Origin of the sequence: Rhodococcoides navarretei, assembly GCF_038069675.1 — a bacterium.
Taxonomy (GTDB): Bacteria; Actinomycetota; Actinomycetes; order Mycobacteriales; family Mycobacteriaceae; genus Rhodococcoides; species Rhodococcoides navarretei.
Genome location: NZ_JBBPCN010000001.1, coordinates 3597200 through 3621487 on the forward strand (window position 1 = coordinate 3597200; position 24288 = coordinate 3621487).

A 24288-nucleotide genomic window follows, 5' to 3' on the forward strand; every position below is an offset into this window, starting at 1 on the left:
GTGTGGGCTGGTCGAATCAGTATGCGACCGCTCCCACCCGAAAGTCCGGTGCCATTGTGTACACCCCAGGGTTCGATTGCACTCCAATTCGGCAGCCAGGGCGTTACAGTTCGTTCGGTGAGCATCGAGATGTCCTGGCTGCTGAGACAGCAACACCTCCGCCTGAGTCACCGCGGCGGGCCCGAGCGCAGTCCTTCACCCATCACGTTCGCGCAGGCGACCGAACTCACCGATCCAAGTCCGTGGTTGTCCGGCGGCGAACTGATCCTGACGACAGGACTGGGATTCGACTCCGACGGTCCGGCACTCGGCGCGTACGTCCGCACCCTGGCCGCCGCTGGTGTCGCCTGCCTGGGATTCGGAGTTGGGTTGTCCCACAGCACTGTTCCCCGTCATCTGCTCGACGCCGCCGAGGAGGTCGGACTTCCCGTCGTGGAGGTTCCCTACGACACCCCGTTCGCCGCCGTAATCAGATCGGTCATGAAGCGGATCGCCGAGCAGGAGTACGAGCAGGTACTGCGCGCCGCCTCGGTGCAGACCCGAATCACGCGGGCGGCCCTGCACGGCGGCGTCGACGCGATCGTCCGTGCGCTGGCCGTCGCCACCTCGACATCGGTGGCACTGATCGGCAACCGCACCGAATCGTTCCATCCGGCAGCGGCAGCCGACCTCGTCGAGAGTTCCCGCGAGATTGCGCGGAGCATTCGACCGTCTGCGTCGCCGGCCACCGTGTCGGTCAGCGAACCGGGCTGCACCGTCACCCTGCATTCCGTCGCGGCCTCCGGCGGAGCATCGAGTTTTCTCGCCATTCGCACGACGGGTCCGGTGACGGGCATCGAACAGATTCTGCTCGGGCATGCCGTGTCGCTGGTGACTCTCGAACTCGAGAAGCCCACGCGGCTGCGCGCCGAGCAGTCCCGGCTCAACACGCTGGCTCTCGGTCTGTTGCTCGACGGGCACCTGCCCTCCCCCGACGACACACAGGTGCCGAGCTATCTCGCCGAGGCCACCGACGACGACTCGCGAATCAGGGTAGCGGTGCTACGCGGACCGTCGGCACGCATCGTCGAGGCGATCGATGTGGAATGTCGCTCCCGGGCTCGTCCGACGTTCGCCCGGAAGACCGACACCGGAGCCGTGGTGTTGTTGCGCGGTACGGACGACTCCGATTTCGTTGCGCACGTGCTCGATTCACTGCCCCGATCGGTGTATGTCGGCCTCAGCTCCAGCCACCACATCGCCGATGCCACCGTGGCGTCGAAGCAGGCGTCGCTCGCGTGTGCTGCGGCCGGGTCGAACGATCGCGTCGTCGAATTCACCGGATCGATGCTGCTCGCCGCCGAACCGGTCCAGGAGTCGTTGCGCGCCATGGCGGCCGTCACCATCTCGGTGCTCGCCGAGTACGACCGCACCCACACCGCGGATCTGGTCGGCTCGCTCCGGGCCTTTCTCGAGGCCAACGGGCATTGGGAGACTGCTGCGACGCACCTGTCCGTACACCGGCACACCCTGCGAAACCGGATCACTCGCTGCGAGGAGTTGCTCGCGGTCGATCTGACGTCGGCGCGGGTGCGAGCGGAATTGTTGCTCGTACTCCTTGCGGTACAGGCGTGAGTGCGCTCGTGACCGCATGCCAGTGTGCCAAGCTCTGTCGGTGACCACGCCGCAGCCCCACATCGCCGTCGCGACCGCAAAATCGGTTCGGCTCGGAGTACTGCTGGCGGCGGTCGGTGGATTCCTCGACGCGTACACCTACATCACCCGCGGCGGCGTGTTCGCCGGCGCGCAGACCGGAAACGTGGTGCTCCTCGGCGTCGATGTCGCCGGCGGTCGGTGGGTCGAGGCGCTGGCTTTTCTGCCTCCGCTGGCGGCCTTCGTGCTGGGAGTTGCGACCGCGGAGTTCATCGCGTTGCCCGCGGTGGCGAAGATCGTGCGACGACCGGTGCGGGCAGTGCTGGTGTTCGAGATCCTGGTCGTCCTCGTCGTCGGTTTTCTGCCGGCGACCGTGCCCGACGCCGTGGTCTCGGTGATCCTCGCTCACGTCGCCGGCGTGCAGGTGACCACCTTTCGCGTGCTGGTGGATTCGCCGTTCAACACCACCATGACGACCGGGAATCTCCGCAGCATGGCGATGGCCGCATTTCACCGGGTGGTCGAACACGATCTGGAGGCCGGAACGCGCGCCCGAAGGTTCGGCGCAGTGATCTCCGGATTCTTCGGCGGGGCACTGATCGGCGCAGTCGCGGTCGAGTTGTTCGGGCTGCGGGCGATCTGGATGGTTGCCCTCATGCTGACCATCGCGCTGGCGCTGTTCGTGTTCGACGAGCGCTCCCCCCGGCCACTGCGACCGAAGCGCTAGTCACCCAACCGAAGCGGCGCGATGGCGTCGAAGACATCGCCAGGTCCCGGGTTACCGGGTGCCGACGTGCCGCCCAGGTGATGCACGACGCCCCACACCGCATTCAGTGCGGTGTGAATGGCACCCTCGGCCCAGCCTGCAGTCCACGAGATGTCGTCGCCGGCAAGGAAGATGCCTCGATGTCGTGGGTCGAGCTCGTGCTGGACGAAGTGCGTGAACAACCTTTCCTGGTAGCGGTAGTGGCCCGGCAGGTTGGCTTTGAAGGCACCCATGAAGTCACGTTCGGTCTCCCAGGACAACGTCACCGGTGTGGAGATGATGTGGCTGCGGAAATCGACACCGGGATAGATCTCCTCGAGCGATCGCAGCATGATGTTCATGCGTTCGGTGGGGTCGAGGGCCAGTAGCTTGAGCGAGTCGTCGGACCACGTGTACGACAGGCAGATCAGTCCGGGACGGCCCTCGCCCTGGTCGAGCAGATACGTGCCGCGGCTCATCCGGTCGGTCAGAGTCATGCTCACCAGATCGCGGCCGGTGACCGGATCCTTGTCCTTCCAGAACGGTCGATCGACGAGCGCGAACACCTTGGTCGACCCCATGTAGTGGGTCCGTTCGATGGCGGTCCAGTGGTCGATGGGGAACAGATCGTCGTCACACCTGATGTTGCTCAACAACATCCAGCTCTGAGCGGTCACGACGGCGGCGGCGTAGGTGCGGATGTTACCGCGGTCGTCGTGGATCGTGGTGCCGCCGTCGGTGCGCCTGATCTCGGTGACACGCGACATCGTGGTGCCGCCGTTCAGCGAGGCCACCGACGTGCCGGCGGGCCAGTGCGCCATGTTCGCCGGCGAGTCGGTCCACAGCCGCATCGGCAGTTGCTGTGAGCCTCCGACGATTCCGCGGTGGTGGTCGTCCGCTGCCGTGATGACGACGCGAAGGATCTCGAGGATCGAGTTGGGATAATCGGTGTCCCATCCGCCCGTTCCGAAACCGACCTGGCCGAACAACTCCCGCATCCGAAACGACGAGAAGTGTTCGGAGGCGGCAAGAAAACCGTAGAAGGTCTGATCGTCGAACTTCACGATCAGCTCGTTCCAGATTCGTTTGATCTCGGCCACGTCCCGCTTGCGGATCGCACGCTGCAACGGAATCAGTTCGGCGTGGTCCTCCAGCGTTCGGTTCCACGCCTCGGCGACCTCGGCGAACACCGGTGGAAGATCGTCGAGTTTGCGTGCGTAGTAGCTCTCACCCTTGAGATCGATCACCGTACTGGGCGTCACCTCGGCCAGCGGATTCGGAAACGGTGTGGTGTCGAGTCCGACGGCGTCGAGGTAGTGGAACAGCGCGGTCGACGACGGCGGAAACCGCATCGCACCCATTTCGGCCACCACGCCTGGATGCCCCTCGAACGGCACCGACCGCATCCGGCCACCGATTCGATCCGATTCGTACACAACGGGTTCCAAACCGAGCTCGAGCAGTTCGCGAGCGACGACCATGCCTGCCAGTCCGCCGCCGATCACCGCGACCCGGGTACCGAGGGCCGCGTCGGGAACACGCCCCAGGCCGGCCGGATGCGCGAGGTAATCGTCGTACGCGAACGGAAAGTCCGGGCCGAACATCGTCAGCGGCTGGTCGTCCTCGGATTCGATTGCGCTGTCCGGGGTGACGGGTGTGCTCATCGGTCGGTCTCCTGCTTGGGCCGCGAGGACCCTGTCGGGTAGAGATCATGGCGGCGATCGGCCAGATGCGTGTTGACGGCGCGGGATCGAGCGAGCTCGGCCGGATCCAGATCCACCGTCAGAAGTTGTTCGTGCGCACCGGCGCGCGCAAGGTCGGTGCCGTCCGGCGCGACGGCGCAGGTCAGTCCGCAGTACGTCAGACTCGTCTCCGCGCCACAGCGGTTGACGTAGGTGACGAACAGCTGGCTCTCGTACGCCCGTGTCGGGACGACGTGTGTTGCGATGATCTCGAACGGGGTCATCAGGCCGGTCGGAACGATCAACCACTGCGTTCCGGCGTCGGCGTGCGCACGAACGGATTCCGGGAATTCGACGTCGTAGCAGGTGAGCAGACCGCAGCGCAGTCCGCCGAAGTCGAACTGCACCAACAGGTCCGGTCCAGGCGAGAAATGAGCGCGATCGAGTTCACCGAACAGGTGGGTCTTGCGGTAGCGCGCCACCGACCGTCCTGATGCATCGACCACCTGCACCGCATTGAACACCGTGTCGCCGCCGATCTCCGAACGAGTGCGTTCGGGATACCCGTAGACGATTGCGATGCAGCGAGATCGAGCGATTGCCGCCACCCTCTCGAAGATCGGCCCGTCGAACGGTTCGGCTCGTTGGAGCACGAGATCGCCGATGTCGTATCCGCTGACCGACATCTCCGGGGTCACCAGGATCGACGCGCCGGCTGCGGCCGCTCGCATGGCGGCGTCGTCGAGTGCCGATAGGTTGGCGTCGACGTCGCCGGCCAGTTCGGGGCCTTGGAAGAGCGATACGGTGATCGTCATCGATGCAACTCCTGTTTCCTCATTGCCAACTCCTCGGGGAGCGCCGGTGCCAGCACCCAGAGAACTCGAGCGCCGCCGCTGCCTTCGGTACGGAAGCTGTGCCTGCGCCGCGGCGAGAAGGTGAACGCATCTCCGGGACCGAGCAGTACCTCCTCACCCGCGAAGGTGCCGTCCGCCTCGGCTTCGAAGGTCACCCGTAACTCCCCCTCGATCACGTGCACGAACGTGACGTCGAGCGGAAGGGTGTACGCCTCGGCTCCGCTCCCGCCGCCATCGTCGATGTGGCCCAACAGCACCTGCACCCGACGCTCCCCCACCGGTGTCAGTAGGTACTCGGTCATGGCCTCACCGCCGAACATGATGCGCGGCAACGACTGTGCGCGAACCACCTCGCCGGACGGGGCGTCGTCGAACAGGGAGCCGACCGGTACGTCCAGGGCCGCGCAGACGCGGACCAGCGACGCCACCGAGGCGTTCACCTGATCTCGTTCGAGTTTGGACAGGTACCCCTTGGTCACCCCGCAGGTATCGGCGAGCGCGTCGAGCGTCAACCGCTTCTTCTGGCGCGCCTCTTTCAGCCGCGCGCCGATACGCGGCGCGTCGTTGTCGACCTGCGAAGCCACCGACACCGTTCTCGCCTTTCAGGAAACTCATGTTGACAAGACCGTGCATCAGAGTAACGCTTGCCGGGCGACCTGGTCGACCCGTCACCCCACTTCGGAAGGAATTCTCGATGAACCCGAGCAATCCCGAACACCCACCGATCGGTCCGGTCGACGCCACCAAGGTCCCCCGCTTCGCCGAGCCGACCACCTTCGCCCGGCTGCCCCGACTGGACCAGGTGTCTCGGGCCGACGTGACCGTCCTCGGTGTCCCGTTCGATTCCGGCGTCAGCTACCGCCCCGGCGCACGTTTCGGCCCGGGTCACATCCGAGCGGCCTCGAAACTGTTGCGGCCGTACAACCCTGCGCTGAAGGTGTCGCCCTTCGCCCGTCAACAAGTCGCGGACTTCGGCGACATCGGGGTCAATCCCTTCGACATCACCGAGGCCCTGACCACGGTGCACGACGCGGTGACCGACCTGCGCGCCGACGGCTCGTCGGTTCTCACCCTCGGCGGTGACCACACCATCGCACTGCCGATCCTGCGGTCGCTCGCGCGTGATCACGGGCCGATAGCGGTCCTGCACTTCGACGCCCACCTCGATACCTGGGACACGTACTTCGGTGCTCCCTACACTCACGGCACCCCGTTCCGACGAGCCAGCGAAGAAGGTCTGATCGATCTGGAACGCTCACAACACATCGGCATTCGCGGCCCGCTCTACAGCGAGCAGGATCTCGAGGACGATCGGGTGCTCGGCTTCCAGGTGATTCGCTCCGACGATTACGAGGTCGACGGGGTGGCCAGCATCGTCGAGAGGATGCGCAGACGACTCGACGGCGGTCCGGTCTACGTCTCGGTCGACATCGACGTTCTCGACCCGGCGCACGCGCCCGGTACCGGCACGCCCGAGGCCGGTGGCATGACGTCCCGAGAGTTGCTCAACACCTTGCGCGGACTGGTCGGCCTGAACGTGGTCGGTGCCGACATCGTCGAGGTCGCACCCGCGTACGACCACGCCGAAATCACCGGTATCGCCGCGGCTCACGTGGCCTACGAACTGCTCTCGGTGCTGGCCCTCAACCGATAGACCGTCACCGACGCGGCAGCACCAGGATCGGCACCGGTGAATGACGGATGATCTTGGTGGCCCGCGACCCGAGGAACACCCGAGCGATCGGCCCCAGCGGCCCGGACGATCCGATGGTCAGCACCTCACCGTCCTGCCACTGCACTTCGTCGAGGGCCTCGCGCCAACTGCCTGCCGAGGCCAACTCCGTCGTCACCCGATCCGCCGGGAGTCCCACCGCGACAGCGTCGTCCACCGCAGCGGTCAGCGCCTCACTCAGCCCTCGGGCGAGTTCGGCGGCAACGTCGTCCTCGGCGCGCAGTCCGATCTCGGGCGGGTACATCGTCGCCCCGCGAACGACGAACGAGGCCAAGCGCAGTGGAATGCCCGCGGCCCGAGCCAGTTCCGCGGTGGGTCCCACCACGCGCGAGGCCTCGCTGTCACCGGAGAAGGCGCAGGTGATCCGCGTCAGAGTTGCGCGTTCGCGCATCCGGTAGCCGCGCGGAGCGAGGGCAACCGTCACCGGGGACGAGTGCAGCAGCTTGTCTGCGGTCGACCCGACGACCACCTGTCCGAGGCCGCCGTCGCCCGAGGAACCGAGCACCAGAACCGAGGCCGAGATGCTCTCGGCCGCTTCGGTCAACGCCGTCGACACCGATCGGTGTGCCAAGCGATGGAACGATGCGGTGATGTCGGGAGCCCGGTCCTCCAGGTAGTGCCGCGCCTTCGCCTCCGATTCGGCTGCCGTCGCCGCCGCCCAATCCGCGAATTCGGCATCCACCCGTGCCATAGACGGCGTCGACCACGGCTTGGGCACCACCGTCGCCACATCGATGTCGCTGCCCAACGACCGAGCGAGTTGGGCACCGAGATCGAGAGCACCGACACTGCCTTTTCCCGGCGCGAAGGCGATCAGAACGCTCATTCCGCGTCCTTTCCAACCGATCGGAGCGCCGAATGATGCCGACCCCACAGGAAATAGAACGCGAGAACCACGGCGAGCCAGAGGCCGAACCAGAACCACGTGGTCCACCGCAGACCGGACAGGATGTACACGCAAGCGGCGACCGACAACACCGGAGTCACCGGATAGCCCGGCACCTTGAACGGACGCTCCAGGTCCGGCATCGTCCGACGAAGCACGATCACCCCGATCGCCACGACGATGAACGCGACGAGGGTACCGATCGACACCAGATCGGCCAGCTTGTCGAGCGGAATGAACGCAGCGAGAATCGAGATGATCACCGCGACCACGATCGTGTTGTTGACCGGGGTGTGCGTGCGCGGACTGACTTTGGCAAACGCTGTCGGCAACATGCCGTCTCGGCCCATGGCGAACAGAATGCGAGTCTGCCCGTACATCGTCACCAGGGTCACCGAGAAGATCGAGATGACCGCACCTGCGGCCAGAATCGTTGCCGGCCAGGCCTGCCCGGTGACGTTCCGCAGGATCTCCGCCAGCCCGGCTTCCTCCTGGCCGGCGAAGTCGGTCCAGGGCTGAGTTCCCAGGGCGGCCACGGCCACCACGAGATAGAACACGATGACGACGATCAGCGCCGCAATGATGGCGCGCGGCATGGTCTTCTGCGGATCTTTCACTTCGTCGCCCGCGGTGGACACCGCGTCGAGTCCGATGAACGAGAAGAAGATCGTGCCGGCGGCCGCCGTCACCCCTGCTGCGCCCAACGGCATGAAGTCCGAGAAGTTGCCGGAGTCGAAGGCGGTGAATCCGACGATCGCGAACAGGGCCAGCACACCGAGTTTGATGACGACCATGACTGCATTGACGGCCGCCGACTCGCTCGCACCGCGAATGAGCAGAACGGCGCACAACACGATCAGCACGACTGCAGGCAAATTCATGATGCCGGGATCGGAGTCACCCGGCGCAGCGGACAGCGCGTGCGGGATGGTGAACCCGAACAGGTTGTTCAACAGCTCGTTGAGGTACCCGCTCCACCCGACGGCGACGGCAGCACTGGACACTCCGTACTCGAGCAACAGGCAGGCCGCGACGCCCATCGCGACCACCTCGCCCATCGTCACGTAGGCATAGGAGTAGGTCGAGCCCGAAACCGGTACCGCCGATGCCATTTCGGCGTAACAGATAGCCGCGAGACCGGCCGCGATACCCGCGGCCAGGAACGAGAGCACCACTGCGGGACCGGCTTCGGGAACCGCGAGCGACAGGACGAAGAAGATGCCGGTTCCGATGGTCGCACCGACGCCGAACATCGTCAGCTGAAAGGTGCCGATGGTTCGTTGCAAGCCCCCGGTCTGCTGCTCTGCATCCACGATCGGTTTCTTGCGAAGCAACTGCGACCGCAGACTCGCTGCAGGCCTGTTCGACGAGGTCATGGCCGACACTCCCAACGTGGATACGAACTGTGCGGATCGGGTGATTGTGCTCCCGGATACCGGCTCTTGCACGTCGAACACGCCGCGCAATCAGAAGACGCGGACAGCGATCCGTTTCACCACCGACGCCGCCATGCCTACCATTGACCTTCAGTCGGATGGGAGACACGAGAACAGATGGCCACACAGCGGGATGCGCTACCGCTCGACTCGGTCGCTGCCCGGGCCGCTGCCGATGCCGGCGGGCTCGACGTGGCACTCCTGGGCAGCTTCCTCGACGTCCTCACCGACGCCGTGGACGCGGGTGTCCCACTGAGCCGGGCACAGCTGCGCGAGTTTCGCTCGCAGGGGGACGCCGCGGCGCGCGCGGGCGTTGCCCTGCGCGCGTTGCTCGACCTGTACCTGACCTCCGCGTGGCGGCTGTGGCGCGAGCTGCCCGCGGTGGTCGCAGCCGCCGACGACCCGGCCGGGGTCGTCACGGCGGGCGAGGTGATGCTGCGCGCCGTCGACGACGCGGTGGCCGAACTGGCCGAAGGCTTTCAGCTCGCCCGCAGAACTCTCGTCAGAGCCGAGGTTCTCGCACGCCGCGAATTCGTCGACGATCTGCTCTCGGGCACCTCCGACGTCGCCGGGGTGCTCGGGCGAGCGCAGACGTTCGGGCTCGATCTGTCGAGTCCGCACGTCGTAGCGGTGGTGACGTCGTCCAAGCCGTTCACCGACGCCAGTTCTGCCATCGGCCTCGTCGAGCGCAGCGTGCAGGGCAGCAAGGGCGACGCGGAATTGCTCGTCGCCACCAAGCAGGGCCGGTTGATCCTGGTGTTCCCGGCTCCCGACCTCGAGGCCGTCGAGCATGTACTGACCCGGGTGGGGCGCGTCCTCACCACGTCGTCGGCACCGGTCTCGAAGGAATCGGTCGATCTTCGGCGCAGAGGAGAATACGGCCGGACTCAGATCGGGGTCGGCCGTGCCCGCAGCGGTGCGGTCGGTGTGGCGGCGTCGTACCGGGAAGCGCTCGATGCCCTCGATCTGGCGTCCTCGCTCGGACTGGACGCGCCCGTGGTCGATGCTCGGGATCTGCTCGTCTATCGCGTTCTGATCAGCGATCGCGCGGCGATCGCCGATCTGGTCGACACGTTGCTGACGCCGTTGCTGGGCGCGCGAGGCGGAGCGGGTCCATTGCTGGAAACCTTGCAGGCGTACTTCGACACGGGCGCAAACACCGCGTCGACTGCACGCCGCATGCACCTGTCGGTGCGGGCCGTCACCTACAGATTGTCCCGAATCAAGGATTTGACCGGGCAGAATGTGGGCAACCCGGTCGAGGCGTTCGCCCTGCACACAGCGGTGCTCGGGGCGAAGCTGCTCGACTGGCCCGAGGTTCGCTCGTCCTCGTGACATATCGTGGCCGCCCAGGTTGCCGTAACCCGGCAACGAAAACGGTCGAAACGTGTCCGCAAAACGACCATGCCTGCAGGAAAGCGAACAGTCACACTGGAGTAGTTGCGGAATGACCCGAAGTTTTTCGCCGAGGCCCGAACGCACGGCCGGAACACCGGTAAGACGAAGACAGACGAGAACGAAAAGGAGCGTGTGACAGATGGCGTCGTTGACACAGAAGTTGACATCGTTCGCTCGCAGCCCACAGGGCAAGAAGATGATCGACCAGGCGCGTCGGTACGCGACCAAGCCCGAGAATCAGGCGAAGTTGAAGCAGCTCGGCAGCAAATTCACGAGTAGAGGTGGCCGTTCATGAACGTCGTCCCGTGGTGGGCATGGGCGGCATTCGGTGCCGTCGTCCTCATCCTGTTGGCCATCGACCTGTTGGCGCACCGCGGTGCCCACATCATCGGTTTCAAGGAAGCCGCATGGTGGAGCGCACTGTGGGTCGGCGTGGCCATAATCTTCGGCATCGTGGTGTTCTTCACCTTGGGAACCACGGCTGGAGTCGAATACACGACGGCCTGGTTGCTCGAGAAGAGTCTGTCCGTCGACAATCTGTTCGTCTTCGCACTGATCTTCGGCTATTTCAAGGTTCCCCGTGAGTACCAGCACCGCGTGCTGTTCTTCGGTGTGATCGGCGCCCTGGTCTTCCGCGCAATATTCCTGGCTGCAGGTGTGGCCATCGTCAGCAAGTTCGCTGCCGTTCTCTTCGTCTTCGCAGCCATCCTGCTGTACAGCGCCTACAAGCTGATGAAGGACGAGGAAGAGTCGTACGACCCGGGCAACTCGATCGCGGTTCGTTTGCTGCGCAAGATCATCCCGGTCCAAGACGAGTACTCCGGTACCAAGTTCTTCGTCAAGGAAGCCGGCAAGCGGGTGGCCACGCCACTTCTCGCCGTCGTGGTGGCCATCGAAGCCGCCGACCTGGTGTTCGCCGTCGACAGCGTTCCCGCCGTCCTCGCCGTGACCGACGACCCGTTCATCGTCTACTCCTCGAACGCGTTCGCCATCCTCGGCCTTCGCGCCCTGTACTTCCTGCTCGCAGGGTTGCTCGAGAAGTTCCACTACCTGTCCAAGGGACTGGCGATCATCCTCGCCTTCATCGGCGTCAAGCTGATCCTCCAGGCCGGACACAAGGTGATCAGCACGTCGATCCCCGAGATCCCCTCGCTGGTCAGCCTGGTGGTCATCATCGTGGTCCTGGCAGGCTCGATCATCCTGAGCCTGAAGAATCCCCCGGAGGAAGACAGTGCGGACGTGATCGACGAGGTCGCTGCCGACAGCCCGATCGTCGATCCGACGGACGGAACCTCCTCGGCCGGCACCTCGACGACCGGAACGTCGGGCACGGATTCACCGCGACTCGACAAGTCCTAGCCGCTCACCACTCATGCCCCGCCGAATTCGATTCGGCGGGGCATGTTTGTGTTCCGGGGGGATGGGGCAAACCATGCACATGGCTGAAAAGAACTCGTACACCGTTCCCGGACTCACCTCGGAAGTGGGCGCGCGCGTCGCCGCGATCCTTCAGGATCGACTGAACGCCTACAACGATCTTCATCTGACTCTCAAGCACATTCACTGGAATGTCGTCGGACCCAACTTCATCTCGGTTCACGAGATGCTCGATCCTCAGGTCGAAGCGGTTCGCGGTTTCGCGGACGACGTCGCCGAGCGCATCGCGACCCTCGGCTCCTCGGCAAAGGGCACACCGGGCACCATCGTCTCCGAGCGCAGCTGGGACGACTACTCGATCGGTCGCGCGACGGCCATCGAGCACCTGGGAGCACTCGACCTCGTCTACACCGGAGTCATCGAGACCACTCGCAAGAACATCGAAGAGGTCGGCGAGATCGACCCCGTCACCGAGGACATGCTCATCGGGCAGAGCGCGCAGCTCGAACTCTTCCACTGGTTCGTGCGGGCACACCTGGAGAACTCGGGCGGCCAGCTCTCCACCGCGAACGCATCCAGTGAGGTCGACGCCGCGCAACAGGCAGGCTAGAGACTCACCGCAAAGCACCGATCTCGCCGTCCACCGGCGAGATCGGTGCTTTTCTTTGTCCGATCGGCGTCAGTCGGCCGGTCTCGCCTCGTGCCCGCTGCGTCCGTGGGTCCGACGCCGTTCCTTCATCTCGGCCTCGAAGACGTGGCGACGCCCATCCATCAGCTCGTCTCGCACCGCCCGATCGTGTTCGCGAAGCGGACCCCAATAGCCGTCGTCGAATTCCTCGACGAGCTGAAACGTCCAGCGTCCCGGCGCGATGTTGCGGCCGATCATGTCCGCGTCGATCCGCTGCGAGATCGTTGCGTGGCCGGCATCGGCGAGCGCGTCCACAGCCTCTCCCAACAGCAGGTCGGAGTGCCCCATCAATTGATGAAACGAATAGAGGTGGCCCCGGGCACGCTCGACGCATTCGAGTGCCTCGGACAGTTTCCCCGCCGCAGCAACGGTCGCGTCGTCCACACCACTCGGGCGCCGATGCGCGGGCGACTGCATGTCTGGGGCGGACGGGTTGTCGGTCTCTGAATCCATGGGTCCCGGTTACCCGGATCACGTCGGCACAATCCGCACGGTCCACCCATGATTACCGTCTCCGATCGCGGGTATAGCTCTCGGGCACGGAACGAACAATCGATTTCGAGGAGTTCACATGGCTGATTTCATCGACAAGGCAAAGCACAAGGCAGAAGAGCTCGTGGGCGAAGCCAAGGAAAAGATCGGCCACAAGACCGACAACGACGATCTTGCTGCCGAGGGCGCAACGGATCAGGCGTCGGGCAAGACCAAGCAGGTCGGCGACGACGTCTCGGACGCCGCAGGCAACATCAAGGACAAGTTCACGAACTGATCTTCCGAATCGGAAGTATCCGAACCCCGCACCCCGGCCCACAGGCCGTCGAGGGTGCGGGGTTCGTCGTTGTCGGTTCCCGGCCGAACGGTCAGACCGATGGATTCGGCAGTGGCATCGGGCGGCCGAACATCCAGCCTTGACCGAGCGTTGCTCCCAAGGCCGTCGCACGACGCAGATGCCTGGTGGTTTCGATTCCCTCGGCCAACAGAACTGCGTCGCTGGACCGGACGTAGTCGCGCACCTGCCTCATCGCGGCGCGCGACCGATACGGTGACCGGACGATCGACGCGTCGAGTTTGACGATGTCCGGCGCGACCGAAGCCAACAGCTGCAACGTCGCAGGCGTCGCACCGACGTCGTCCATGGCTACCGCCATTCCGCGGGCCCGCGCTCCTCGAACCAGCGCCATCAACATTGGAACGTTTCGGTCGAGATCTCTCTCGGTGATTTCGAGGACGATGTCCAGATCGTCGCCGATCGCATCGAGGTGGGAGTCGACATCGCGTTCGTCGACGAAGCACCCCGGCTCGATGTTGAGAAAGAAGCGAACCCGACGCGAGTACGAGCGCTCGCGCGCCGCTCGGAGCGCCGCCGCCCGGCACGCGACGTCGACGCGGCCCACCATGCCGCGTTCTCGAGCGAGAGCGAACACGTCCTCGGGCAGAGCCAGGCTCGGAGATGGCCACCTCGCCAGGGCCTCGTATCCGACGACTGCTCCTGTGGACAGTTCGACGACAGGCTGGAACATCGCAGCCACGGACTCCACCGAATCGAGCGCCGCCGATGCTGCGAGCACCGCGCCGTCCGACACCGTCACAGTGATCGCTCGCCCACCGGAACACGACGTGCCTCGAGGCGGTCGGCGATCAAGGCAGCATGTAACCGTCTGAGCCCGGACGGCTTCATCGGATCGAGCCCGGTGAGCTGTTCCACTCGCTTCAAGCGGTAGTCGACGGTGTTGGGGTGAACCGTCAGCCAGGTGGCCGTTTTCTTTCGGTTGGAATCCGAGTCGACGAACGCTTGCAGCGTGGGCAACAGATCGACCGAGTCACGGAGCGGATCGATCAGTGTCACAAGGTGTTTGCGGCCCAGGCCCGGCCTGCTCACCTGGTACTCGAACACCAGATCCGAAATATCGTAGGTCCCGGGGGCGTACCGCAGCCGGCGTACGAGGCTCAGCAGTTCGTACAGATGAGGCGCAGTCGAGGCGATGTCGTCGATCGAGGCCGATCCGGTGGTCGCAGTCACTGCAACTTCACCCGCGTCGGCGAGTCGATCGACGAGGTCACCGACGTCGACACCGGGGACGTCGGGCAGCAGCACGGTTCCGCCGGTGGGGCTGAGGGACGCGATGGGAGTGCAGGCCGCGTCGACCGTTGCCAGCGCCGCGTGGATTCTGCGGAGCTTTCGCGCTGCCATCATCGTGGGGTCGATTCGGCGTCCGCCTTCCTCTGCGTGAGCCGGGAAGTGCAGAGCGACAACGTGATAGTCCTCGGCGAGCAGCGCTCCCATGCGATCGGCGATCTTACGAGCGGTCCCGTCTCCGGTGAGCAGCGCGTCGAGCAGTTCCGCATCGTGCCGGGGACCGCTCTGAGTCAACGATCGCAACTCCGCCAGATAGGCATCGGACACGGCCTCGGTCACGACGTCCAGCAGTTCCATGACCAGGACGGCCCCGTCGACCGAACGGGGTCCTGTGCGCACCCCCGACACACAGCCGTCGCTGATCGCGTGCTGGATGCGTCCGAGCGGCACGCCGTCGCGAGCCCATCGCGTGGCGGCATCGCGAAATACGTCCAACGCACCGAGCGTCGGCAGTCGACCCGACTCGATCACCCCTGTTGCCAATTGGCAACAGGTCGTCGTCATGTCGTCGAGTTCACCGCGGGCACACTCGCGCGGCGGTGGCGTGTCCTCGGGTTCGCCGATGTACTGATCCAACATCCGCGCAGCAGTCTCCCGCGGCGTCCGCAGACGGTCGGAGGCACGCCGCCCGTTGACGTATTCCTCCTGCGGCACGTGCACGCTCCCTGTTGCCGTCACCCCGAACCCACCCCTCGAACTCGACACCTAGTTCTGCCCCACATCCACACCGATCGGTACCGGGGGGAACGTGGTCATCGAACAATAGAACAAAAATAAAACCTTGGGATTGTTTTGGTCAACATATCCGGCACTGCATCCTGATTCGGATCGGGCTACGTCACTTGTGACGCTCCCTCATCGATGACGTGTCGGTTACGGGCAGATTCCAAACGCTCGACCGGAGCCCACAATCGGCCGAAATCGCCGCCTACTGTTCCGCCTTGTCCAACAACCTTCGTCGAAAGTCAGCCTTCATGACCACTTCTCGGTCCACCTTCCGCGCAACGCGGAAGGCCACCACGGTGCGCGCTGCAGTGATCGCGGCAATGGCGTGCTCGCTTGCCCTCGGTTCCGGTGTTGCAGCCCACGCTCAGCCCACTACCGCGCCCGCCCCGCCCGCCACCGTGCAGGGCGACGACGTCATCCCGCCCGCACCGACCGAGGCGTCACCCAAGGCCGCCGACCAGGGCATCGTTCCCCCGAGCATCGATTCCGCAGCTCCTGCGACCAGCACCTACGATCCACAGGCCGAGACGAAGGGGTACGGCCCGGCATTCACGAACTTCCTCGCCGGCTTCCTGTACAGCGTCGTCAATCCGAACGTGGCACCGCAGGGTGCCAACGACTGGAACTGCAAGCCGTCGGCAGCGCATCCGCGGCCGGTCGTGCTGCTGCACGGCACTTGGGAGAACGCATTCAACAACTTCGCGCGTATGTCGCCTGCCTTGAAGAAGGAAGGCTACTGCGTCTTCGCACTGAACTACGGTGACACCGACTCGAGCGCCATCGGTCAGATCAAGTCGTTGCGCGGCACGGATTCCGTCGCCTCGAGCGCCAAGGAGATCGCTACCTACATCGACGCAGTGCGGGCCGCGACCGGCTCCGCTCAGGTCGACATCGTCGGTCACTCGCAGGGTGGCCTCGTCACCCGTCAGTACCTGCGTTTCGAGGGCGGTGCCAACCCGGCCGATCCCACCAAGAACAAGGTGAACACCGTCGTCAGCGTGGCCGGCTCGAACCACGGCACGACGCTCGTCGGAATCGGCACTCTGGGTCGCACCATCAACAACCTGGGCCTGAACGTGCTGGGCGTCGTCGGTGCCATCGCGGGCCCCGCGGCCTCGGACCAGGTCATCGACTCTCCGCTGGTCAAGGGACTGGCTGTGGGCGGTGACACCGACCCCGGCATCAAATACACCGTGATCGGCACCAAGTACGACGAGGTGGTCACCCCGTACAAGACGACGTTCCTCACCGCGGGTCCCGGTGCCACGGTCAACAACGTCACCCTGCAGGACGGCTGCGGAATCGATCTGTCCGATCACCTGTCGATCTCGGTCTCGCTACGCGCGATCGGCATCGTGAAGAATGCACTGGATCCGAAGGGCTTCCCCACGAAGTCGATCCCGTGTGCGTACAACTCGCCCATCACCGGCGGATAGCCATCGGTAGGGCTCAACCCCCGATGAGGGCGATCGGCCGTCGACGCCGATCGCCCTCATTGCCGTCGATCCACGCTCGTCGGACGCGAGCGACGAAGCTCGGAGCCGTCGAACTCCACGAGTCCGCGCGCGGCGAAGGCGTCCAGCCAACCGATCATCGGCCACCGGCCCCATCGATCGAAGAACGTGCGTGCATTGGCGACGATGTCGTCGAGATGTTCCACCGGAGGATCGGAAACCGGGTGGAATTGGTGATACGCGTGCGCCCCGCCGACCCACCGCAACCCCATGCCCGACGCCTCCGCGGTGGCCGCGAAGTCGGTGTCCTCACCGCCGTAGCCGGTGTAGTCCTCGCAGAAGCCACCGAGTTCGATCCAATTCGCCGCACCGATCGCGAAGGACAGGGACCAGAACAGGTCGAAGTTGTCTCCGCGCTCCACGGTGTTCGCCGGCGGGTCGGGCCGTGCTCGATGCGGCGCAGTCAGCAATGTCAGCGACTCCCCCTCGGCTCCGAGGTCCTTCTCTTTCATGTACGTCACCGGGCCGCAGAGCAGCGCACGCTCGTTGTCGGGCAACGTTGCCGCGCAACGGTATCTCTCGATCATCTCCGGGCCGGGGATGCAGTCCACATCGAGGAATACCAGCAACTCCCCACCACGATCCAGTGCCGCGGCCGCGCCCAGGTTGCGGGCCCGTGCCAACGGCAACGGGTGCTGCTGGGGCATCTCGATGCACGTTGCCGTCGAACCCGCCCGAGCGAGCACATCGACGATCGCGGTGTCGCCCATCGAGACGACGACGTGCTCGACCGGTCCCCCGGTCGAGCCGTTCAGACCGCGCACCTGCGCGGCCAAGTGTGCGTGGCGACCCGACACCACGGTGACGACGACGATCTTCACTGTCGAACAGCTCGTGGTGCGGATGTCACGCCGGGTCGTTCCGCCGGCTGCACTCCTGATTGCTCGATCGCAAGGGCGGCGCGGGCGGGAGCGCCGTCGGTGCGCAGGGCAGACCAGCGTCGACCACCGAGCTCGAGAGCGCGGTCCGCCGCGGCGTGCCACCGCGCGACGGACGGCCATGTATCGAGCACCTCTGCAATCGCCCCGTGGGCCAGGGCCCGTCCGGTGGCCGACTGCTCGTCGAAGGGTCGAGCCTGCGGCACCACGATGGCGGGCGCGCCGGACGCGGCGACGTCGGCGATGGCATTCTGCCCGGCGTGCGTGACAACGAGTGCTGCCGAGCACAACACCGGCCAGACGTCGTCCACCCAGTCGCCGCCTGCGACGCCGAGTGCGCGGAACCGGAAGCGAGGATCCACCGCCGACCACGAGTCCACCAGATCGCCGGTCAGCGACGTACCACCGGCAGCACCCAGCACCACCACGGTGGGGACGGCGTTTCCCGCGGTCCGCTCACGTCCGGCGAATCGACTGATCGAGCCCGCGTAGGTGGTCTTCTCGCTGAAGGGACGCAGCCAGGCCGGGTCGTAGACCTGCTGCGACCACGGCGCGACGATGTGCGTTGCCGACCGGTACGCGAGGCTGTGGACCGGATCCACCCTCTCTCCCGGCACGGCCATCACGACGACGCGAACACCCATGAGCCGCAGGAACATCGCCACTTCCACCGAAACGTCGACCACCACCGCCCGCGGGCGCTCGCGAGCCACCCACTCCGCGATGATCGCCATCCGTTCGGTCAGTCCGTCCACGTCGTGCGGAGCCCAGTGCAGTACACCTCCAGCGGAAGGATCCTCTGGAGAAGCATTGTCCGAGTCCTCGTCGACATCGAGAGGCAGAGTGATCCACTCGGCCGCCGCATGCCCTGCCGGTCGAGAGCGCGAGGACAGCACTGTCATCGGCTCGGCCATCGACCGAGCGATGGCGTCGGAGCGCGTGATGTGGCCGACCCCGTGGTGGTGCGCGTAGTAGCCGATCATGCGATCGCGAGCCGATCCTCGATCGGATCGGCAGCGGCGTCCAGTGTCGAGCGGTACAGCGCCTCGTACTCGTCCACCATGCGGTGCATGGAGCACACCTTCTCCGCCCGCGCACGAACGTCGGATCTCTTCAACGCCGCCGCCACGGGAATCGCTGCGGCCAGCCCGTGTACGTCGTCGGCCGCAACCAGCACTCCCGACGAGGCATCGACGATCTCCGGAATCCCACCCCTGGCGAACGCGGCGACGGGAGTGCCGCAGGCCAGTGCTTCCGCCACCACCAGGCCGTACGGCTCGGACCAGACCGGTGAGACGAGCGCTACCTCGGCACCGGCCACCAACGCCGCAAGCGCGGGCTGATCGAGGTGCCCGACATAACGGATGTTCTCGTCGAGCATCGGCTCGACGAACTCGTGGAAGTACTCGAGATTGCTCAGCGGTCCGGCGATACGCAGCGAACGTCCTGCTTCCTTCGCAGCCGCGATGGCCAGGTGCAGTCCTTTCTCCGGAACGACCCGACCCGACCACACCACGTAGTCGCCGCCGACACCGAACGGCCACTCCTCCAACGAAATTCCATTGCGAACCACGACTGTTCCGGTGGTGACATCCGCCCATTGCGAGGCAGCGAATTCACTGACCGCGGCAAACGTATTGGCACCGGGCGGGGCCAACGCCACGGCGGACTCGAGCCACGCGAACGGTGGTGTGTGCAGTGTCGTCACCATCGGCACGGACAGCGTCGACGACATCGCGAGCGGCAGATAGTGCAGGCTGTGGTTGTGCACGATGTCGAAGGACCGAGACATCGTCCCGGCGAGCTCCATCATCACCGCCAGATACGCGTGGTGCTCGCGGATGGCGGTGGGTGTGATCGCGACGTCCGCGATCGAAATCGGCGTCAGGTCCAACGTTCGCACCGGTAGCAGCGTCGCGTCCAGGTCGACACTCGACCCGTCCGCAGCGAACAGACTCACCTGATGCCCACGCTCGGTGAGTGCCCGCACCAGGTTGTAGACATGTGCCTCCAGACCGCCCGCGAAAGGCTGTGCCACCGGAAAACTCGATGACGCCAGCACCGCGATGCGAAGTGGCTTCTCGTTCAACGCATCTCCTTGATCACTGCTCGATAGATCGCTGCATGGGTATCTGCAATTCGTTGTCGCTGTTGGGCTCTGGTGCCGGACTCGACGGCCGGGGTGCGATCTGCGTGCGATGCGCGCAGTGCAGCGACGAGGGTGGCGGGATCGAACGAGTCGACCCCCATTCGGAAGCTGTGTACCCGAGCCTGGTCCGCGTAGAATCCGCAGTCCGACGCAACAACGGCCGTTCCGAGATCGCGGCAGGCCTCCAGCCAGCCGGAATGCGTTCCGAAGCGATACGGAAGCACCGACACATCGATCGCCGACAGGTAGTCCCACAGCGCGTCGTCGTCGAACCGTCCGTGCACGCGGACGTCCACGTCGGGAAAGCTGGTGTAGTCCAGCAACTTCGCGCCGATGGTGGGGTTGTACCAGTGGCTGGAGTGCTCGAAGACGTCCTCGTCGATATCCAACCGGACGGTTGCGTCGGGTAGCGAACGTGCGGCCTCGACGACCGCATCCATCACGGCCAACGGGTCCATGTTGGACCGCAGGTTCTTGGCGTGGACACCGATGACGAACGACTCCGACGGCGGGCGCGAGCGATCCATTCGATCGAGGGGCACGACATGCGGATGTTCCACCACCGTGGATCGAACGCCCCACCGATCGTGGATCCAGGCGGCCGCACCCGAAGTCAGGGTGATCACGGCATCGGCTGCCCGCACGAGTACGTCGAGTTGCCTCAGATGCTGCACGTTGTCCGTGAAATGAGGGTTGTGCAGGTCGTGGACCGTCAGCACCAAGGGCAGGCGGCGGCCGTGCAGATGGTCGACGGTGCGCGTGAGTTCCTCCGGCGCGAAGGACTCGAATCCGAAATGCACGTGTAGAACATCGAAGTGCACGTCGGTCTGTTCGGCGAGCCACCGGGCATCGAGCAGTCGGGGTGGCCACCACTGCCCGGGTACGTCGACCCGGACGGGTGCTGGATCAGGAAGCAGCTGCACCGATCCGGCGGACAGCGGCTCGCGCTCGGAGCCGCAGCGGACGGGCAGGAGGTGTTGGACGTAGGCATGCGAGGACGGAACCGATGCGACGCGAATCATGAATTCCTTCGGGTACGGGCAGGACGATCGTGCCTGGTCCCGACACGCGATACGTGGCCTGTACCCACTTGTGCCGGGGTTCAATCGGGGTTGGCGCAGCAGGTTCACCGGGTCTACGTTGACGAGAGAACGGTCCACCATCAACACGCACACGACGTCGGGGCAAGCATGGACGGTCGCACCCGCCACTACGGCGATTTCTACGCAGCAGCGCACGATCCGGGTCGATCCGACGACGACAGACCGCTCCTGCTCGTCTGGGGAAATTGCCAGGCCGAGGCACTTCGCATCCTTCTCGGTTCCGATCCGTCCATGCCGCTGCGGACTGTGCGGATTCCCCCCGTGCACGAGCTCGAGTCCTCGGACCTGGTACACGTCGACCGACTCGTGCGCCGGACGTCGGTGCTACTCACCCAACCGGTTCGAGCCGGCTACCGTTCACTGCCGCTGGGGGTGCCCGATCTCACCGAAGTGCTCCCACCCGACGCCACCGTCATCCGCTGGCCGGTGCTGAGATACGCGGCACTGCATCCCTTTCAGGTCATCGTTCGACATCCGAGCGACCCGTCCGCAGTCCCGAACACGGTGCCCTATCACGACTTACGCACCATCCTGGCCGCTCGTCGCGGCCTGGGCAGCCATGAGGACTGGGACCGATCGGTCTCGGACGACGGTCTTCGACAGGCAGCCGAGTCGAGCCTCGACGAGTTGCGGCGACGCGAGAGCCGGGACACCGACATCGCTGCGTCCGACCTGTTCAGCGCAGCCGGGAGCAACGCCACCCACACGATCAACCATGCGACCAACACGGTGCTCACTGCTCTGGCCCAGCGGATACTCGATCACCTGGGAACCGGTAGTACGGTCCGAGATCCGGGGCGCGAATTGCTCGGAGGTGTTCGTGCGCCGGTCGAGCGGCGAGTGCTGGACGCACTCGGCCTGGACGGCGAGCCGCGTGCGAATTGGTCGGTCGACGGCAATCCTCTGTCGCCGGATTCCGTTCACCGCGCTCACCTGCTCTGGTACGCCGAACGTCCCGAATTCATCGGTGCCGCGCTGGAACGTCATGCCGAACTGATCCGAACACTGGAGCTGGCACCGTGACCCGGCCTACTCTGCACCTCGCCCTCGGCCCACCCGAACATGGGGTGGTGCGTTGTGCGCGCGAGTTGGCCGCTGCAACAGCGAATCCGGTGATCTCCGATATCGAGCAGGTCCCCCTCGATGCGCCGATCCACGTGCACTTCACCGACAGGCTGTTCGGCCGCACCGCGACGGAGGCCGCGGATGCGTTCGTCGACTTCGCACGGCGGCACCGCGCGCCGGTCACCGTCACGGTGCACGATGTACCGCAACCATCGGACGGCCATGCCTTCGAGGTGCGCACGGACTGCTACCGGCGGGTGATCGACTGCGCCGCTGCCGTCGTCGTCTCCAGCATGCACGAGCGACTGCTGCTCGAGGACGTCATGGATCTGCAACACGATGTTCGGGTGATCCCGCTGCCGATCGGACGCACGGCACCTCCGCTGGAGGACCGCGTCGCATCTCGACGAGTCGTCGGCGTTCTCGGGTTCGTCTATCCGGGCAAGGGCCACGAGGAGGTACTCGGTGCCATGACGTCGCTGGACAGCGACGTCGACTTTCTGTCGATCGGGTCCGCGTCACCGGGCCACGAATCCATGATCGGCGAACTCGCTTGTACTGCAGATCAACTCGATCGATCGTTCGTGTCGACCGGCTTCGTCCCCGACGACGAGCTGGACGAGGTCCTTCGATCCGTTGCAGTTCCCGTCGCGTTCCATCGCCACGTATCGGCATCGGGTTCGATCAATTCCTGGATCGCGGCGGGCCGTCGTCCACTCGTCCCCCGTGGACGGTACGTGGAAGAGATGGAGGCCAATTCTCCCGGGGCACTGTGGATTCACGAAAATTCGGTCGAGGGCCTCGCCACTGCGATGGCGGAGGCTCTCCGCCATCCCGACAGGACATGGCAGAAGGACGACGTAGTCACCTACCCCACACTCGGTCAGGCCGCCGCGCTGTACCGCGCACTGTTCGACGAACAGCGCGTGAAGACGGCAGACCGGCTACCCGACGGCCGGTGGGTGGTACCGGGCAATAGGTGGGATCTCGCCGAGACCGTGGATCGGGATCCACGAGTGTCCGTGGTGATCCCGTACTTCCGCCAGCAGCGCCAGCTGGAACTCGTCCTCGGCGCGCTGACCCTGCAGAGCTACCCGGCCTGCCGACTTCAGGTGATCGTGGCCGACGACGGCTCCCCCGAAGCACCGGCCGTCGACGGCTTTCGTTCGGCGCTCGACATCACCGTCGTGCGGCAGCCCGATCTCGGCTTTCGTGCGGCGGCGGCCCGGAATCTCGGTGCCTCGGTCGCCGATGGCGAGATTCTGTGTTTTCTGGATGCGGATACCGTTCCCGAGCCCCGGTACATCGCGGAATCGGTTCGGCTGCTCGCGTCCCTTCCCGATGCCCTCGCCGTCGGTCGTCGGCGGCACGCCGATCTGACGGGTCGGGCCGCCGAGGACGTGGCGGGGTGGTTCGGCGGAGAGTCGGCCGCTCCGCCGGAATTGACGGAGCCGCAATGGCTCCGCGACGGGTATCGCCGTTCACGCGACCTACTCGACGCCGATCGGCGCTCGTACCGGTACATCATCAGTGCCGTGATGTCGTGCAGCCGTGAGCTGTTCTCCGAGATCGGCGGATTCGACGAGACCTTCGTCGGATACGGCGGAGAGGACTGGGATTTCGCACATCGCGCCTACGACGCCGGTGCCGTCCTGGCGCACCTGCCCCACGCGGTCGCATGGCACGACGGGCCCGAATGGGCCGAGCGGACAGGCGGAGATCGCGAACGCAAGAATCTCGAGGCCCTGATGCTGTCCTCCAGGATCACCGACCCTGCTGCTCGCACTCACGGCCTCGTCTACGCCGTCCCCGAGATCGTCGTCGTCGTCGATTCGACCGGGCACAGCTCTGCGTCGCTCCTTGTCACCGTCGGATCCGTTCTGCACGAGACAGATTGCGCGGTGTGGATAGCCGGGCCGGACGCGGCGCAGTTGCGGCAGCGGTGGGGCGACATCGACCCACGCGTCCATCTGGGCAGGCCCGGCGACGCCGGCCGCAGCCACATCGTCGTGCACGTGCGCGGATTCGTGCTGTTCGGTGAGCAGGCTCTGCGCCGAATGCTGGCGATCGGAGCCGATCGCCTGACCGTCGACGTCGGCGGTATCGGCTCCGTCGAGCTACGCAGTTCGCGGTCGAATGCGCGCGCAGCGAGGTGGGCCGGCGCGCTGGGCCGTGAACACCAGGACGTGGCCGAATCGCTGTTCGGTCATGTGCACCGCACGGGACTCGAATTCGGGATCTCGCCCGGTGAACAACAGCCGAACCTGGCCTGGTGATGGGAAGACA

General features: G+C 65.4%; 23 protein-coding genes. 11 read left to right on the forward strand and 12 right to left on the reverse strand.

Annotated features, from left to right (window positions below; translation table 11 throughout):
• Positions 1 to 117: 117 nt before the first annotated feature.
• Both AABD04_RS16785 and AABD04_RS16790 read left to right on the forward strand, forming a co-directional pair.
• A complete protein-coding gene (locus AABD04_RS16785) occupies positions 118 to 1614 on the forward strand; it encodes a PucR family transcriptional regulator (protein ID WP_341441863.1) in 1497 nt (498 codons plus the stop codon).
• A gap of 40 nt (positions 1615 to 1654) precedes the next feature.
• Positions 1655 to 2359, forward strand: a complete 705-nt coding sequence (locus tag AABD04_RS16790; protein ID WP_341441864.1) for a YoaK family protein — start codon at positions 1655 to 1657, stop codon at positions 2357 to 2359.
• Here the strand turns inward: AABD04_RS16790 and AABD04_RS16795 are convergent.
• Genes AABD04_RS16795 through AABD04_RS16805 form a run of 3 tightly spaced genes read right to left on the reverse strand, consistent with a single transcriptional unit; the run spans position 2356 to position 5503 of the window.
• Complete coding sequence (locus AABD04_RS16795) at positions 2356 to 4041, reverse strand: flavin monoamine oxidase family protein (protein ID WP_335741299.1); 1686 nt, start codon at positions 4039 to 4041, stop codon at positions 2356 to 2358. The two genes, AABD04_RS16790 and AABD04_RS16795, sit on opposite strands and share 4 nt — an antisense overlap.
• Positions 4038 to 4874, reverse strand: a complete 837-nt coding sequence (locus AABD04_RS16800) for a carbon-nitrogen hydrolase family protein (protein ID WP_341441865.1) — start codon at positions 4872 to 4874, stop codon at positions 4038 to 4040. The genes AABD04_RS16795 and AABD04_RS16800 overlap by 4 nt, the downstream gene beginning before the upstream one ends.
• Entirely contained in the window at positions 4871 to 5503 is a 633-nt protein-coding gene (locus AABD04_RS16805; RefSeq protein WP_243608294.1) for a helix-turn-helix domain-containing protein, read from the reverse strand. The genes AABD04_RS16800 and AABD04_RS16805 overlap by 4 nt, the downstream gene beginning before the upstream one ends.
• A 104-nt stretch (positions 5504 to 5607) precedes the next feature.
• Here AABD04_RS16805 and speB point away from each other — a divergent pair, with 104 nt between their 5' ends.
• A complete protein-coding gene (speB, locus tag AABD04_RS16810; RefSeq protein ID WP_341441866.1) occupies positions 5608 to 6567 on the forward strand; it encodes an agmatinase in 960 nt (319 codons plus the stop codon).
• A 4-nt stretch (positions 6568 to 6571) separates the two neighbouring features.
• Here the strand turns inward: speB and AABD04_RS16815 are convergent, their stop codons facing one another.
• Positions 6572 to 7471, reverse strand: coding sequence for a universal stress protein (locus AABD04_RS16815; protein ID WP_341441867.1), 900 nt, complete (start codon positions 7469 to 7471; stop codon positions 6572 to 6574).
• Complete coding sequence (locus AABD04_RS16820) at positions 7468 to 8907, reverse strand: amino acid permease (RefSeq protein WP_341441868.1); 1440 nt, start codon at positions 8905 to 8907, stop codon at positions 7468 to 7470. Before AABD04_RS16820 ends, AABD04_RS16815 begins: the two co-directional genes overlap by 4 nt.
• A gap of 177 nt (positions 8908 to 9084) precedes the next feature.
• Here AABD04_RS16820 and AABD04_RS16825 point away from each other — a divergent pair, with 177 nt between their 5' ends.
• The 4 genes from AABD04_RS16825 (at position 9085) to AABD04_RS16840 (ending at position 12352) form a co-directional block, all read left to right on the forward strand.
• The gene (locus AABD04_RS16825) at positions 9085 to 10302 is read left to right on the forward strand and encodes a PucR family transcriptional regulator (protein ID WP_341441869.1); all 1218 of its coding nucleotides are present in this window, start codon (positions 9085 to 9087) and stop codon (positions 10300 to 10302) included.
• A gap of 202 nt (positions 10303 to 10504) precedes the next feature.
• Positions 10505 to 10660, forward strand: a complete 156-nt coding sequence (locus tag AABD04_RS16830) for a hypothetical protein (protein ID WP_183130214.1) — start codon at positions 10505 to 10507, stop codon at positions 10658 to 10660.
• Positions 10657 to 11724 (forward strand): TerC family protein, encoded by a 1068-nt coding sequence (locus AABD04_RS16835; RefSeq protein WP_341441870.1) that lies wholly within the window; start codon positions 10657 to 10659, stop codon positions 11722 to 11724. Before AABD04_RS16830 ends, AABD04_RS16835 begins: the two co-directional genes overlap by 4 nt.
• 79 nt (positions 11725 to 11803) lie before the next feature.
• Positions 11804 to 12352, forward strand: a complete 549-nt coding sequence (locus AABD04_RS16840; RefSeq protein ID WP_341441871.1) for a Dps family protein — start codon at positions 11804 to 11806, stop codon at positions 12350 to 12352.
• Between the two features lie 69 nt (positions 12353 to 12421).
• Here the strand turns inward: AABD04_RS16840 and AABD04_RS16845 are convergent, their stop codons facing one another.
• Positions 12422 to 12883 carry a hypothetical protein gene (locus AABD04_RS16845; RefSeq protein WP_341441872.1) on the reverse strand — a complete coding sequence of 154 codons (462 nt, stop codon included), beginning with the start codon at positions 12881 to 12883 and terminating at the stop codon, positions 12422 to 12424.
• Between the two features lie 118 nt (positions 12884 to 13001).
• Here AABD04_RS16845 and AABD04_RS16850 point away from each other — a divergent pair, with 118 nt between their 5' ends.
• Positions 13002 to 13199, forward strand: coding sequence for a CsbD family protein (locus AABD04_RS16850; protein WP_243597216.1), 198 nt, complete (start codon positions 13002 to 13004; stop codon positions 13197 to 13199).
• A gap of 91 nt (positions 13200 to 13290) precedes the next feature.
• On the opposite strand, the gene AABD04_RS16855 is transcribed toward AABD04_RS16850, so the two are convergent.
• Positions 13291 to 14019 carry an EAL domain-containing protein gene (locus AABD04_RS16855; RefSeq protein WP_341441873.1) on the reverse strand — a complete coding sequence of 243 codons (729 nt, stop codon included), beginning with the start codon at positions 14017 to 14019 and terminating at the stop codon, positions 13291 to 13293.
• Positions 14016 to 15245 (reverse strand): PucR family transcriptional regulator, encoded by a 1230-nt coding sequence (locus tag AABD04_RS16860; protein ID WP_341441874.1) that lies wholly within the window; start codon positions 15243 to 15245, stop codon positions 14016 to 14018. Before AABD04_RS16860 ends, AABD04_RS16855 begins: the two co-directional genes overlap by 4 nt.
• 296 nt (positions 15246 to 15541) lie before the next feature.
• On the opposite strand from AABD04_RS16860, the gene AABD04_RS16865 reads away from it, so the two are divergent.
• The gene (locus AABD04_RS16865) at positions 15542 to 16729 is read left to right on the forward strand and encodes an esterase/lipase family protein (RefSeq protein ID WP_341441875.1); all 1188 of its coding nucleotides are present in this window, start codon (positions 15542 to 15544) and stop codon (positions 16727 to 16729) included.
• Between the two features lie 56 nt (positions 16730 to 16785).
• Here the strand turns inward: AABD04_RS16865 and AABD04_RS16870 are convergent, their stop codons facing one another.
• From AABD04_RS16870 to AABD04_RS16885, 4 genes are read right to left on the reverse strand one after another with little or no spacing between them, the layout of a single operon-like run.
• The gene (locus AABD04_RS16870; protein ID WP_341441876.1) at positions 16786 to 17628 is read right to left on the reverse strand and encodes a glycosyltransferase family 2 protein; all 843 of its coding nucleotides are present in this window, start codon (positions 17626 to 17628) and stop codon (positions 16786 to 16788) included.
• Positions 17625 to 18668 carry a glycosyltransferase gene (locus AABD04_RS16875; RefSeq protein ID WP_341441877.1) on the reverse strand — a complete coding sequence of 348 codons (1044 nt, stop codon included), beginning with the start codon at positions 18666 to 18668 and terminating at the stop codon, positions 17625 to 17627. The genes AABD04_RS16870 and AABD04_RS16875 overlap by 4 nt, the downstream gene beginning before the upstream one ends.
• Positions 18665 to 19774: a glycosyltransferase gene (locus AABD04_RS16880; RefSeq protein WP_341441878.1), complete on the reverse strand. Its 1110-nt coding sequence runs from the start codon at positions 19772 to 19774 to the stop codon at positions 18665 to 18667. The genes AABD04_RS16875 and AABD04_RS16880 overlap by 4 nt, the downstream gene beginning before the upstream one ends.
• Positions 19771 to 20856, reverse strand: a complete 1086-nt coding sequence (locus AABD04_RS16885) for a glycosyltransferase (RefSeq protein ID WP_341441879.1) — start codon at positions 20854 to 20856, stop codon at positions 19771 to 19773. Before AABD04_RS16885 ends, AABD04_RS16880 begins: the two co-directional genes overlap by 4 nt.
• 168 nt (positions 20857 to 21024) lie before the next feature.
• Between AABD04_RS16885 and AABD04_RS16890 the strand changes: the two genes are divergently transcribed.
• Both AABD04_RS16890 and AABD04_RS16895 read left to right on the forward strand, forming a co-directional pair.
• Positions 21025 to 21960, forward strand: coding sequence for a WcbI family polysaccharide biosynthesis putative acetyltransferase (locus AABD04_RS16890; RefSeq protein WP_341441880.1), 936 nt, complete (start codon positions 21025 to 21027; stop codon positions 21958 to 21960).
• Positions 21957 to 24278, forward strand: a complete 2322-nt coding sequence (locus AABD04_RS16895) for a glycosyltransferase (RefSeq protein WP_341441881.1) — start codon at positions 21957 to 21959, stop codon at positions 24276 to 24278. Before AABD04_RS16890 ends, AABD04_RS16895 begins: the two co-directional genes overlap by 4 nt.
• Positions 24279 to 24288: the final 10 nt, after the last annotated feature.

Coding starts and splice junctions, on each gene's coding strand:
- AABD04_RS16890 (WP_341441880.1), top strand. CDS start 21,025: ATGGACGGTCGCACCCGCCACTACGGCGATTTCTACGCAGCAGCGCAC.
- AABD04_RS16865 (WP_341441875.1), top strand. CDS start 15,542: ATGACCACTTCTCGGTCCACCTTCCGCGCAACGCGGAAGGCCACCACG.
- AABD04_RS16885 (WP_341441879.1), bottom strand. CDS start 20,856: ATGATTCGCGTCGCATCGGTTCCGTCCTCGCATGCCTACGTCCAACAC.
- AABD04_RS16875 (WP_341441877.1), bottom strand. CDS start 18,668: ATGATCGGCTACTACGCGCACCACCACGGGGTCGGCCACATCACGCGC.
- AABD04_RS16800 (WP_341441865.1), bottom strand. CDS start 4,874: ATGACGATCACCGTATCGCTCTTCCAAGGCCCCGAACTGGCCGGCGAC.
- speB (WP_341441866.1), top strand. CDS start 5,608: ATGAACCCGAGCAATCCCGAACACCCACCGATCGGTCCGGTCGACGCC.
- AABD04_RS16850 (WP_243597216.1), top strand. CDS start 13,002: ATGGCTGATTTCATCGACAAGGCAAAGCACAAGGCAGAAGAGCTCGTG.
- AABD04_RS16825 (WP_341441869.1), top strand. CDS start 9,085: ATGGCCACACAGCGGGATGCGCTACCGCTCGACTCGGTCGCTGCCCGG.
- AABD04_RS16830 (WP_183130214.1), top strand. CDS start 10,505: ATGGCGTCGTTGACACAGAAGTTGACATCGTTCGCTCGCAGCCCACAG.
- AABD04_RS16835 (WP_341441870.1), top strand. CDS start 10,657: ATGAACGTCGTCCCGTGGTGGGCATGGGCGGCATTCGGTGCCGTCGTC.
- AABD04_RS16815 (WP_341441867.1), bottom strand. CDS start 7,471: ATGAGCGTTCTGATCGCCTTCGCGCCGGGAAAAGGCAGTGTCGGTGCT.
- AABD04_RS16795 (WP_335741299.1), bottom strand. CDS start 4,041: ATGAGCACACCCGTCACCCCGGACAGCGCAATCGAATCCGAGGACGAC.
- AABD04_RS16845 (WP_341441872.1), bottom strand. CDS start 12,883: ATGGATTCAGAGACCGACAACCCGTCCGCCCCAGACATGCAGTCGCCC.
- AABD04_RS16820 (WP_341441868.1), bottom strand. CDS start 8,907: ATGACCTCGTCGAACAGGCCTGCAGCGAGTCTGCGGTCGCAGTTGCTT.
- AABD04_RS16840 (WP_341441871.1), top strand. CDS start 11,804: ATGGCTGAAAAGAACTCGTACACCGTTCCCGGACTCACCTCGGAAGTG.